Source organism: Pseudomonas sp. GXM4 (genome assembly GCF_008923895.1).
In the GTDB taxonomy this organism is placed as follows: Bacteria; Pseudomonadota; Gammaproteobacteria; order Pseudomonadales; family Pseudomonadaceae; genus Aquipseudomonas; species Aquipseudomonas atacamensis.
Genome location: NZ_WBRZ01000171.1, coordinates 1 through 12,696, shown reverse-complemented (window position 1 = coordinate 12,696; position 12,696 = coordinate 1). Strand labels below are relative to the sequence as shown.

The 12,696-nt window shown below is 61.3% G+C and carries 10 protein-coding genes; 9 read left to right on the top strand and 1 reads right to left on the bottom strand.

Annotation, left to right across the window (positions count from 1 at the left end; translation table 11 throughout):
- Window positions 1-16 precede the first annotated feature (16 nt).
- Window positions 17-1,381, bottom strand: a complete 1,365-nt coding sequence (locus F8N49_RS19260; RefSeq protein WP_151552147.1) for a formimidoylglutamate deiminase — start codon at window positions 1,379-1,381, stop codon at window positions 17-19.
- Between the two features lie 146 nt (window positions 1,382-1,527).
- Here F8N49_RS19260 and hutC point away from each other — a divergent pair, with 146 nt between their 5' ends.
- The 9 genes from hutC to hutH (F8N49_RS19215) all read left to right on the top strand — a co-directional run.
- Window positions 1,528-2,238 carry a histidine utilization repressor gene (gene hutC / locus F8N49_RS19255; RefSeq protein WP_162803449.1) on the top strand — a complete coding sequence of 237 codons (711 nt, stop codon included), beginning with the start codon at window positions 1,528-1,530 and terminating at the stop codon, window positions 2,236-2,238.
- Window positions 2,235-2,807 carry a HutD family protein gene (locus F8N49_RS19250; protein ID WP_151552145.1) on the top strand — a complete coding sequence of 191 codons (573 nt, stop codon included), beginning with the start codon at window positions 2,235-2,237 and terminating at the stop codon, window positions 2,805-2,807. The genes hutC and F8N49_RS19250 overlap by 4 nt, the downstream gene beginning before the upstream one ends.
- 469 nt (window positions 2,808-3,276) lie before the next feature.
- Window positions 3,277-4,968 carry a urocanate hydratase gene (gene hutU, locus F8N49_RS19245; RefSeq protein WP_122747967.1) on the top strand — a complete coding sequence of 564 codons (1,692 nt, stop codon included), beginning with the start codon at window positions 3,277-3,279 and terminating at the stop codon, window positions 4,966-4,968.
- 163 nt (window positions 4,969-5,131) lie between these two features.
- A complete protein-coding gene (locus tag F8N49_RS19240; protein ID WP_122747968.1) occupies window positions 5,132-6,604 on the top strand; it encodes a cytosine permease in 1,473 nt (490 codons plus the stop codon).
- Between the two features lie 71 nt (window positions 6,605-6,675).
- The gene (locus tag F8N49_RS19235) at window positions 6,676-7,644 is read left to right on the top strand and encodes an ABC transporter substrate-binding protein (RefSeq protein ID WP_071174126.1); all 969 of its coding nucleotides are present in this window, start codon (window positions 6,676-6,678) and stop codon (window positions 7,642-7,644) included.
- A gap of 68 nt (window positions 7,645-7,712) precedes the next feature.
- The gene (locus F8N49_RS19230; RefSeq protein ID WP_016772087.1) at window positions 7,713-8,564 is read left to right on the top strand and encodes a proline/glycine betaine ABC transporter permease; all 852 of its coding nucleotides are present in this window, start codon (window positions 7,713-7,715) and stop codon (window positions 8,562-8,564) included.
- Window positions 8,561-9,391 (top strand): glycine betaine/L-proline ABC transporter ATP-binding protein, encoded by an 831-nt coding sequence (locus F8N49_RS19225; protein WP_016772086.1) that lies wholly within the window; start codon window positions 8,561-8,563, stop codon window positions 9,389-9,391. Before F8N49_RS19230 ends, F8N49_RS19225 begins: the two co-directional genes overlap by 4 nt.
- A 184-nt stretch (window positions 9,392-9,575) precedes the next feature.
- Window positions 9,576-11,099: a histidine ammonia-lyase gene (hutH, locus tag F8N49_RS19220; protein WP_151552143.1), complete on the top strand. Its 1,524-nt coding sequence runs from the start codon at window positions 9,576-9,578 to the stop codon at window positions 11,097-11,099.
- Window positions 11,100-11,215: 116 nt separating this feature from the next.
- Window positions 11,216-12,696: histidine ammonia-lyase (hutH, locus tag F8N49_RS19215; RefSeq protein ID WP_151552141.1), on the top strand; the 1,481-nt coding region annotated here is incomplete at its 3' end.

Sequence of the window (12,696 nt, the reverse complement as noted above, 5' to 3'; positions counted from 1 at the left end):
CGATCTTTTGCTTTTCTTACCCTAAAAGATCGCGCAGGACCTGGGTGAAGGCTCGGGCGGTGTGCTCTTCGCCGGCATGCCGTCCATCGCGCACCACCCACTGACCATTGACCAGCACATCGCGCACCTGGCGATCGCCGCCGGCGAACAACCAGCGATTGAGAATCCCGTCCCCCGAAGCCGTCGCCAGATACGGATCGTTGCCATCCAGGACAATCCAGTCCGCGCGCTTGCCCACTTCCAGCGCGCCGATCGGCTGCCCCAGTGCCTGTGCACCGCCGTCCAGCGCCGCGTCATACAGGGTGCGACCGACCATCGGCTGTTGCGCGCCATACAAGCGATTGCGCCGCTGATCACGCAGACGTTGACCATATTCCAGCCAGCGCAATTCTTCCACCACGCTCAGCGACACATGGCTGTCGGAGCCAATGCCCATGCGCCCGCCCTGGGCAAGAAAATCCACCGCCGGGAAAATTCCGTCGCCCAGATTCGCTTCAGTGGTCAGACACAGCCCGGCGATCGCGCGACTGTTGGCCATCAGCGTGACTTCTTCCGGGTTGGCGTGGGTGGCGTGGACCAGACACCAGCGCTGATCGACTTCAGCGTTCTCGTAGAGCCATTGCAACGGACGGCGACCGCTCCAGCTCAGGCAATCGTCGACTTCTTTCTGCTGCTCGGCGATGTGGATGTGCACCGGGCATTGTTTGTCACTGGCCGCCAACACTTCGCTGATCTGCTGCGGCGTCACCGCGCGCAACGAGTGGAAACACAGACCCAGCGACTGCGCCTTTTGCTGCGCCAGTAAAGGCTGCAAACGCGCTTGCAGATTCAGATAGTTTTCAGTGCTGTTGATAAAGCGACGCTGGCCATCGTTGGGCGTCTGGCCACCGAAACCGGAATGACTGTAGAGCACTGGCAGCAGGGTCAGACCGATTCCGCTTTCGCTGGCGGCCTGGCTGATGCGCAAGGCCAGCTCGGCCGGATCGGCGTACGGTTGGCCGTTGCCGTCGTGGTGCACGTAGTGAAATTCGGCGACCGAGGTGTAACCGGCCTTGAGCATTTCGATGTACAGCTGACGGGCGATGATGCCGAGCTGATCGGGGCTGATTTTTCCGACGAGGCGGTACATCAGATCGCGCCAGGTCCAGAAACTGTCGTTGGGGTTGCCGGCCACTTCGGCCAATCCAGACATGGCGCGCTGGAAGGCGTGAGAGTGCAGATTGGGCATTCCCGGCAGCAACGGCCCGCGCAGCCGTTCGGCGCCGTCTGCGCTGGAATCGGCCTGGATTCGGGTCAACAAGCCATCGGCGCTGACCTCGAGACGTACATTGTTGGCCCATCCCTCAGGCAGCAGTGCGCGTTCGGCAAAGAAGGCGGACATCGTTCGGCACCCCATCGTGTGTAATTTGTATATACATATACAGACGTTTGCCTGCCCGGTAAACTCCGGCAAGCTAGTCACTTTCATCCAATGAACAGGGATCAACCGTGCCGACTCCGCCTCCAGTTTCTCCGTTGGCCGCGAACATGGGCGACAGTCCGGCGCCTTTGTACGCCCGCGTCAAACAGATGATCACCCAGCAGATCGACAGCGGTAACTGGCCGCCGCACTACCGCGTGCCGTCCGAAAGCGAACTGGTCAGCCAGCTCGGCTTCAGCCGCATGACCATCAACCGCGCCCTGCGCGAGATGACCGCCGACGGCCTGTTGGTGCGCATGCAAGGCGTGGGCACGTTTGTCGCCGAACCGAAGAGCCAGTCTGCGCTGTTCGAAGTGCACAACATCGCCGACGAAATCGCCTCGCGCGGCCATCGCCACACCTGCCAGGTCATCACCCTCGAAGAAGAGGCCGCCGGTTCCGAACGCGCGCTGGCGCTGGACATGCGCGAAGGCCAGAAAGTCTTCCACTCGCTGATCGTGCATTACGAAAACGACATTCCGGTGCAAATCGAAGACCGTTTCGTCAACGCCCTGGTCGCGCCGGAATACCTCAAGCAGGATTTCACCCTGCAAACGCCCTATGCCTATCTCAATCAGGTCGCGCCGCTGACCGAGGGCGAGCACGTGGTCGAAGCGATTCTTGCCGAGCCGTCGGAGTGCAAATTGCTGCAGATTGAAAAGGGCGAGCCGTGCCTGCTGATTCGCCGGCGAACCTGGTCGGGGCGTCAACCGGTGACGGCGGCGCGTTTGATCCACCCCGGTTCCCGCCATCGTCTGGAAGGGCGCTTTCATAAATGAATTATCAAGTGAAGGTTCTACGCGCCGAAGGCTACCCGCGCATGCCGTGGAAAAACGGCGGCGGCAGCACCGAGGAAATCACCCGCGATGCTGGCGCTGGCCTGGACGGTTTCGGCTGGCGTCTGTCGATTGCCGACATCACCGAATCGGGCGGTTTCTCGACATTCGCCGGTTACCAGCGAGTGATCACCGTGTTGCAGGGCGACGGCATGACCCTGTGCGTCGACGGTGACGATACCCGGCCATTGTTACCCCTGGACCCGTTTGCTTTCAGCGGCGAAAGCCAAGTGTCCTGCACCTTGCTCGGCGGTGCGATTCGCGATTTCAATCTGATCTATGCGCCGCAACGTTACAGCGCGCGGTTGCAGTGGCTGGACGGCGAGCAGCGGTTCTTCAGCTCGGCATCGACGGTGCTGGTGTTCAGTGTCAGTGAATGGATGGACGTGCGTGTTGGCGACGGCGTTTCGCAGCTCGGTCGGCATGATTGTCTGCAACTGGACGGTAACAGTGGGCTGGTCGAAGTCTCCACCCATGGCGCTTGCTGCATAGTCGAACTTCTCCAAAGCTGACCCCTATGGCGAGGGGATTTATCCCCGCTGGGTCGCGAAGCGGCCCCATTCCTGGTTAAAAAAGCGGTCTGCTGCGCAGCCCATCGGGGATAAATCCCCTCGCCACAAGCCATCCCCACTCTTGTTTCCCTTCCGCGCACCAACTTGTTACCGAACGCCCCAGCGTGGCGCAAAACCACGCTGACCTGGCCCAGCCGCATCTCCTCAGAATCTCCTCCCGGAAAATTTCATCCACGCCAGAACCCTCGATTCAGGCGCTCTCCAGCCATGCCCGTGATTTTTCCTGAACACGCCTCCAACAAGTTGGCCGCTTGATTGCATATGCTTGTATGTACAAGTAAAGACGTATGCGTATGAGTCGGTCGAGACTCTCCGCAGCGTCCACTGATTCGCTTGTCGCGCAGCACAGCGCGCAGGCTGCTGCCCACTGCCAGGGTTGGTTTGGATTGATCGCTGAGGAGTCTTTTTCGTGACTGACAATACCCAGAACAGCAACAAGTTTCGTGACGTGCAGATCCGCGCCGCACGCGGTAACACGCTGACCGCCAAGAGCTGGCTGACCGAAGCGCCGCTGCGCATGTTGATGAACAATCTCGACCCGGAAGTCGCCGAGAACCCGAAAGAACTGGTGGTCTATGGTGGCATCGGCCGCGCTGCGCGGAACTGGGAGTGCTACGACAAGATCGTTGAAAGCCTGACTAATCTGAACGACGATGAAACCCTGCTGGTGCAGTCGGGCAAGCCGGTCGGCGTATTCAAGACTCATAGCAACGCGCCGCGCGTGCTGATCGCCAACTCCAACCTGGTGCCGCACTGGGCGAGCTGGGAACACTTCAACGAACTCGACGCCAAAGGCCTGGCCATGTACGGCCAGATGACCGCCGGCAGCTGGATCTACATCGGCAGCCAGGGCATCGTTCAGGGCACCTACGAAACCTTCGTTGAAGCTGGCCGCCAGCATTACAACGCTGACCTGAAGGGTCGCTGGGTGTTGACCGCCGGCCTCGGTGGCATGGGCGGCGCGCAACCGCTGGCCGCCACCCTGGCCGGCGCCTGCTCGCTGAACATCGAATGCCAGCAGGTCAGCATCGATTTCCGCCTGAAAAGCCGTTACGTCGATGAGCAAGCCAAAGACCTCGACGACGCTTTGGCGCGTATCGACAAATACACCAAAGAAGGCAAAGCGATTTCCATCGCCCTGCTCGGCAACGCGGCGGAAATCCTGCCGGAGCTGGTCAAGCGTGGCGTGCGCCCGGACATGGTCACCGACCAGACCAGCGCCCACGATCCGCTCAACGGCTACCTGCCGGCTGGCTGGAGCTGGGACGAATACCGCTCCCGCGCCAAGACCGAACCAGCCGCTGTGATCAAAGCCGCCAAGCAGTCGATGGCGGTGCATGTGAAAGCCATGCTGGAGTTCCAGAAGCAGGGCATCCCGACCTTCGACTACGGCAACAACATCCGTCAGATGGCTCAGGAAGAAGGTGTCGAAAACGCTTTCGATTTTCCGGGCTTCGTGCCGGCCTACATCCGTCCGCTGTTTTGCCGTGGCATCGGCCCGTTCCGTTGGGCGGCATTGTCGGGTGATCCGCAGGACATCTACAAAACCGATGCCAAAGTCAAAGAGCTGATCCCGGACGACGCGCACCTGCACAACTGGCTGGACATGGCCCGTGAGCGCATCAGCTTCCAGGGTCTGCCGGCGCGTATCTGCTGGGTCGGTCTGGGCCAGCGCGCCAAGCTCGGTCTGGCGTTCAATGAAATGGTCCGTAGCGGTGAGCTGTCGGCACCCGTGGTGATCGGCCGCGACCACCTCGACTCCGGCTCGGTCGCCAGCCCGAACCGCGAAACCGAATCGATGCAGGACGGTTCCGACGCCGTCTCCGACTGGCCGCTGCTCAACGCACTGCTGAACACCGCCAGCGGCGCGACCTGGGTCTCCTTGCACCACGGCGGCGGCGTCGGCATGGGCTTCTCGCAGCATTCGGGGATGGTGATCGTCTGCGACGGTACTGACGAAGCCGCCGAGCGCATCGCTCGCGTGCTGCACAACGACCCGGCGACTGGCGTCATGCGCCATGCCGATGCCGGTTACCAGATTGCCATCGACTGTGCGAAAGAGCAGGGGCTGAATCTGCCGATGATCACTGGCGGCAAGTAATACGCTTTTGCTTCATGTGGGAGCGAGCTTGCTCGCGAAGAGGCCGGCACAGTCAACATTTGTGTCGGCAGACAGATTGCTTTCGCGAGCAAGCTCGCTCCCACAGAAAAGCAGCTCCACCGATGCTCAGTGAACCCGAATAGCAATCCACAGAGGTTGAATCATGGCGGTTAACAACGAACGTGCAGGCAGTACTCCGTTGATCGAAAGGCGTTCGATCGACTACATCCCGGAAGCGGAAAGACACGGTCGTCTGTTCAGTCAGTTCACCCTGTGGATGGGCGCCAACCTGCAGATCACCGCGATCGTCACTGGGGCCTTGGCCGTGGTGCTCGGCGGTGATGTGTTCTGGTCGTTGATCGGTCTGTTGATCGGCCAACTGCTCGGCGGTGGTGTGATGGCGCTGCATGCCGCGCAAGGGCCGAAACTGGGCTTGCCGCAGATGATCTCCAGTCGTGTGCAATTCGGCGTTTATGGCGCTGCGATTCCGATCGTGCTGGTATGCCTGATGTACCTGGGTTTCACCGCCACCGGAACGGTGCTGTCCGGGCAGGCGCTGGGGCAGTTGTTCGGTGTCAGCGACAGTGTTGGCATCCTGATTTTCGCCAGTGTCATCGTGCTGGTCACAGTGCTCGGCTATCGGGTGATCCACTGGATCGGCCGCGTCGCCAGCGTGATTGGCGTGATCGCTTTTGTGTTCCTGTTCTGGCGGCTGATGAGCCAGACCGACGTCGGTGCGCTCCTGCAAATCCGCCACTTCAGCTGGAGCAGCTTTCTGCTGGCGGTGTCGCTGGCGGCGTCCTGGCAGATCGCTTTCGGCCCGTATGTAGCGGACTACTCGCGTTACCTGCCGAGCGCCACTTCATCGGTGAAAACTTTTTTCGCCGCCGGTGCCGGCTCGGTGATCGGCGCGCAGGTGGCGATGATCCTCGGTGTGTTTGCCGCCGCTTCAGCCAACGGTCAATTCGCTGGCCATGAAGTCGCCTACATCGTCGGGCTCGGCGGTACCGGCGCCACCGCCGCGCTGCTGTATTTCAGCATCGCGTTCGGCAAAGTGACCATCTCGACGCTGAACTCCTACGGCAGCTTCATGTGCATCGCCACCATCATCAGCGGGTTCAAAGGACACTTGACGGTTACTCGCATGCAGCGGCTGATCTTCGTGCTGTTCATCGTCGGCGCGGCGACGCTGATTGCCCTGCTCGGGCAGCACTCGTTCCTCGGTGCGTTCAAGTCGTTCATCCTGTTTCTGCTCGCCTTCTTCACCCCGTGGAGCGCGATCAATCTGGTCGACTACTACTGCATCACCCGCGAGCGTTACGACGTGCCGGCGCTGGCCGATCCGAACGGCCGCTACGGCCGCTGGAACCTGCTCGGTATCAGCGTCTACGTGTTCGGCGTGCTGGTGCAGCTGCCATTCATCTCGACCAAGTTCTACACCGGGCCGCTGGTGGCCGCCCTCGGTGATGTGGACATTTCCTGGATCATCGGCCTGGTGCTGCCGGCCGCCGTCTATTACTTCTGCGCAAAGAAATGGCACAGCGCAGTGCCCGATCGCCTGATTCTGCCGGTCGAGCAGAACAGCACCCAACAAGCAAAAACGAGCGGGGCCGGTCGCGCTGCGGCGCAGGCCTGATCTGGACGTGGACCAGGCTGGATGCCTCTTGAACTGCCGTAAGCCCATTCATGATTAGGAGCGTCACGACAATGAAATCGAACAAGACCCTGCTGACCACATTGCTGTCCATGGGCCTGTTGGCCAGTGCCGGTGCGACGCAAGCCGCCGGCTGGTGCGAATCGGGCAAACCGGTGAAATTCGCCGGGCTGAACTGGGAGAGCGGCATGCTCCTGACCGACGTGCTGCAAGTGGTGCTGGAGAAAGGTTACGGCTGCAAGACCGACAGCCTGCCGGGCAATTCCATCACCATGGAAAACGCCCTGAGCAGTAACGATATTCAAGTGTTCGCCGAAGAATGGGTCGGCCGTAGCGAGGTCTGGAACAAGGCCGAGAAGGCCGGCAAGGTCGTCGGTGTCGGCGCACCGGTGGTGGGTGCGGTCGAAGGCTGGTACGTGCCGCGTTACGTGATCGAAGGCGACGCCAAGCGCAAGCTCGAGGCGAAAGCCCCGGACCTGAAAAACATCGCTGACCTGGGCAAGTATTCCGCCGTGTTCAAGGACGCCGAAGAGCCGTCCAAGGGCCGCTTCTATAACTGCCCGGCCGGCTGGACCTGCGAGCTCGACAACAGCGAAATGCTCAAGAGCTACGGTCTGGAAAACAGCTACACCAACTTCCGTCCGGGCACCGGACCTGCGCTGGATGCAGCGGTGCTGTCGAGCTACAAGCGTGGCGAGCCGATCCTCTTCTACTACTGGTCGCCGACGCCGCTGATGGGCCAGATCGACGCGGTCAAACTGGAAGAGAAACCCGGCGTCGACAAGACAGTCAGCATCAAGGTCGGCCTGTCGAAAACCTTCCACGACGAAGCCCCTGAACTGGTCGCCGTGCTGGAAAAGGTCAACCTGCCGATCGACCTGCTCAATCAGAACCTCGGGCGCATGGCCAAGGAACGTATCGAGTCGGCAAAACTGGCGAAAATCTTCCTCAAGGAACATCCTGAAGTCTGGCACGCATGGGTGAGCGACGACGCAGCCAAGAAAATCGACGCGGCCTTGTAGGTCAGGTTTCCCGGCTGCCAGCACGGCAGCCGGACGCTTGATCGCAACCCCTTGATTGAGAGTCCCTTATGTTTCCCGAAAGCTTTACCTTTTCCATCGCCGACTGGGTCAACGGTTGGGTCGATTCGCTGGTGACCAACTACGGCGACGTGTTCCGGCATATCTCCGACACGCTGCTGTGGGCCATCGTCAGTCTCGAAGGTTTGCTGCGTGCGGCGCCGTGGTGGTTGATGCTGGCAATCGTCGGTGTCATCGCCTGGCACGCCACGCGCAAAGTGGTGACCACCGCCGTGATTGTCGGTCTGTTGTTTCTGGTGGGTGCGGTCGGCCTCTGGGACAAACTCATGCAGACCCTGGCGCTGATGATGGTCGCGACGATCATTTCGGTGCTGATCGGCATCCCGCTGGGGATCCTCTCAGCGCGCAGCAATCGCTTGCGTTCGGTGCTGATGCCGCTGCTCGACATCATGCAGACCATGCCGAGTTTCGTTTACCTGATTCCGGTGCTGATGCTGTTCGGCCTGGGCAAGGTGCCGGCGATTTTCGCCACGGTGATCTACGCCGCGCCGCCGCTGATTCGCTTGACCGATCTGGGCATTCGCCAGGTCGATGGCGAAGTCATGGAGGCGATCAATGCCTTCGGCGCCAACCGCTGGCAGCAACTGTTCGGCGTGCAACTGCCGCTGGCGCTGCCGAGCATCATGGCCGGGATCAACCAGACCACGATGATGGCCCTGTCGATGGTGGTGATTGCCTCGATGATCGGCGCCCGTGGCCTCGGTGAAGACGTACTGGTGGGGATTCAGACCCTCAACGTCGGCCGTGGTCTTGAGGCCGGGCTGGCGATCGTGATTCTCGCTGTGGTCATCGACCGCATCACTCAAGCGTACGGTCGGCCACGGCACGAGGTGAGCAAATGAGCAACGCAAGCGTGAGCAAGATCGAAGTGCGCAACGTCTTCAAGATTTTCGGCAACCGCGCCAAGGATGCGCTGGCCATGGTCGGCCAGGGCAAGAGCAAGGACCAGGTGCTCAACGAAACCGGTTGCGTGGTCGGCGTGAACGACTTGTCGCTAAGCATCGGCACCGGCGAAATCTTCGTGATCATGGGCCTGTCCGGCTCGGGCAAATCCACCTTGGTACGGCACTTCAATCGCCTGATCGACCCCACCAGCGGGGCGATTCTGGTCGATGGCGAGGACATCCTGCAGTACGACATGGACGCCCTGCGCGAATTTCGTCGACACAAGATCAGCATGGTGTTCCAGAGCTTCGGTCTGCTGCCGCACAAGACCGTGCTCGATAACGTCGCCTACGGTTTGAAAGTCCGTGGCGAAAGCAAGCAGGTCTGCGCCGAACGCGCGCTGCACTGGATCAACACCGTCGGCCTCAAAGGCTACGAAAACAAATACCCGCACCAGCTCTCCGGCGGCATGCGTCAGCGCGTCGGCCTCGCCCGTGCGTTGGCGGCGGACACCGACATCATCCTCATGGACGAAGCGTTCAGTGCGCTGGACCCGCTGATCCGCGCCGAGATGCAGGACCAGTTGCTGGAACTGCAAAAGACCCTGCACAAAACCATCGTCTTCATCACCCACGACCTCGACGAAGCCGTGCGCATCGGCAATCGCATCGCGATTCTCAAGGATGGCCGGTTGATCCAGGTGGGTACGCCAAGAGAGATCCTGCACTCGCCGGCCGATGAGTATGTCGACCGGTTCGTACAGCGGCGGGCGGCGGTGGTGTGACGCTGAGTGGCCGTTGTGGTGAGGGGATTTATCCCCGTTGGGTGGCGAAGCCGCCCCAAACCATGCTCGCAAATCTGTCAGACAGACCGCGGTGGCCGGTTTTACGACTGCTTCGCAGCCGAACGGGGATAAATCCCCTCACCACAGGGTTACCGGCATCAACAGAATTGGTATGAGGTTAGAGATGTCCCAGGCTGAAAAAATCGTTATCACAGGCAGCCCTCTGCGTTGGCAGGACGTGGTCGCTGTCGCCCGTCACGGTGCGCCGCTGGATCTGTCCAGCGACACCTGGGCGCGCATCGACAACGCTCAGGCCATCGTTCAGCGCATCGTCGCCAGCGGCGAGCGTGCCTATGGCGTCAACACCGGTCTGGGCGGTCTGTCCAACGTTTCGCTGCAAGACGAACAGCTCAGCCAACTCTCGCGCAACACCCTGCTCAGCCATGCCTGCGGTGTCGGCCCGGTGCTTAGCGACGAGCAGACCCGCGCGATCATCTGCGCCGCGATCCACAACTACAGCCACGGCAAATCCGGCCTGCATCGACGTGTGGTCGAAGGGCTGCTGGCGCTGCTCAATCGCGGCATCACCCCGCAGGTGCCGTCGCAGGGTTCGGTGGGTTATCTGACGCACATGGCGCACATCGGCATCGCGCTGCTCGGCGTTGGCAATGTCAGCTATCGCGGCCGGATCATTTCGGCGCAACAGGCGCTGGCTGAAGAAGGCCTGCAACCTGTGCCGCTCGGCGCGAAGGATGGCTTGTGTCTGGTCAACGGCACACCGTGCATGACCGGCCTCAGTTGCCTGGCGATTGCCGACGCTACGCGGCTGTTGCAATGGGCCGACGTCATCGGCGCGATGAGTTTCGAAGCCCAGCGCGGCCAGATCGATGCGTTCGATGCCGAGATCATCGCGCTCAAGCCGCATCCGGGCATGCAGCAGGTCGGCAACAACCTGCGCGCCTTGCTCGATGGCAGCGAAGTGATCGCCGCGAGCAAAGGCATTCGCACTCAGGATGCGCTGAGCATTCGTTCGATCCCGCAGGTTCACGGCGCCGCCCGTGATCAACTGGAGCATGCGATCAAACAGGTCGAAGCCGAACTCAACGGCTGCACCGACAACCCGTTACTGCTGGGCACGCCGGACAATTTCCGAGTGATGTCGCAGGCCAACCCGCACGGTCAATCCGTGGCGATGGCTGCGGATCTGCTGGCGATTGCCATGGCCGAAATCGGCTCGATTGCCGAGCGCCGTCTGGACCGTTTGGTCAATCCGCACGTCAGCGGTCTGCCGGCGTTTCTGGTGGCCAATCCCGGGGTCAACTCGGGGATGATGATCGTGCAATACGTCGCCGCCTCGCTGTGTGCGGAAAACCGTCAATTGGCGCAACCGGCGGTACTCGACAACTACATCACCTCGGGCCTGCAGGAAGATCACCTGAGCATGGGCACCAACGCCGCGCTGAAGCTGCATCGCGCGCTGGAAAACTGCACGCAGATCCTCGCGATTGAATATTTGCTGGCGGCGCAGGCGTTTGAATTCCTCAAGGAACAGCGCTTTGGCGTGGGCACCGACCGCGCGTGGAAACTGCTGCGCGAAACGGTCCCGGCCTACGATCAGGACCGCTGGCTGGCGCCGGATATCGCTGCCGCTGCGACCGTGTTGAAAAACCCTAATCTGCCGCACAACGTCCTACCGAATTTGCACTGACAACTACCCATACCAGCGTGCCAAGGCGTGGATCGTTCACAAGACGAGAAGCGACGGATAACGGAATGCTCCGGAGCGACTGGTAGTTAATAACAATGCCTGACAGGAGCATTTTAATGACTGCGCTGAATCTGATCCCCGGCCAACTGAGCCTGGCCCAACTGCGTGACGTCTATCAGAACCCGGTCACACTGACCCTCGACAACAGCGCCAGCGCGCAGATCGAGGCCAGCGTCGCCTGCGTCGAGCAGATCCTTGCCGAGAACCGCACCGCCTACGGCATCAACACCGGTTTCGGTCTGCTGGCCTCGACGCGCATCGCCAGTGAAGACCTGGAAAACCTGCAGCGTTCGCTGGTGCTCTCGCACGCGGCCGGGGTCGGCCAGCCGATCAGCGATGAGCTGGTGCGACTGATCATGGTGCTCAAGGTCAACAGTCTCAGCCGTGGTTTTTCCGGGATCCGTCGGCAGGTGATCGATGCGCTGATCGCGCTGATCAATGCCGAGGTCTATCCGCATATTCCGTTGAAAGGTTCGGTCGGTGCGTCGGGCGATCTGGCGCCGTTGGCGCACATGTCGCTGGTGCTGCTGGGCGAGGGCAAGGCGCGCTACAAGGGCGAATGGCTTGAAGCCACCGAAGCGCTGAAAGTCGCCGGCCTGGCGCCGCTGACGTTAGCGGCTAAAGAAGGTCTGGCGCTGCTCAACGGTACCCAGGTTTCCACGGCGTTTGCCCTGCGCGGTTTGTTCGAAGGCGAAGACCTGTTTGCCGGTGCAGTGGCGCTGGGCAGTCTCACCGTAGAAGCCGTGCTCGGTTCGCGCTCGCCGTTCGACGCGCGCATTCATGCCGCACGTGGGCAGAAAGGGCAGATCGATGCCGCTGCGGCCTACCGCGATCTGCTCGGTGAGCGCAGCGAAGTCTCCGCCTCGCATCAGAACTGCGACAAGGTTCAGGACCCGTATTCGCTGCGCTGCCAGCCGCAAGTCATGGGCGCCTGCCTGACCCAGTTCCGCCAGGCCGCTGAAGTGCTGGCGGTGGAAGCCAACGCAGTTTCCGACAACCCGCTGGTATTCGCCGCTGAAGGCGACGTGATTTCCGGCGGCAACTTCCACGCCGAGCCGGTGGCCATGGCCGCTGACAACATGGCCCTGGCCATCGCTGAAATCGGCTCGCTGAGCGAACGCCGCATCTCGCTGATGATGGACAAGCACATGTCGCAACTGCCGCCGTTCCTGGTGGCCAATGGCGGGGTGAACTCCGGTTTCATGATCGCCCAGGTCACCGCTGCGGCGCTGGCCAGCGAAAACAAGGCGTTGTCCCACCCGCATTCGGTGGACAGCCTGCCGACCTCGGCCAACCAGGAAGACCACGTGTCGATGGCCCCGGCCGCCGGCAAGCGGCTGTGGGAAATGGCTGAGAACACTCGCGGCATTCTCGCCGTGGAATGGCTGGCGGCGGTGCAGGGCCTGGATCTGCGCAACGGTCTGAAGACCTCGCCGAAGCTGGAACAGGCACGGGCGATTTTGCGCAAGGAAGTGCCGTTCTATGAGAAGGACCGATTCTTTGCACCTGACATCAATGCGGCGACGCAATTGCTGGC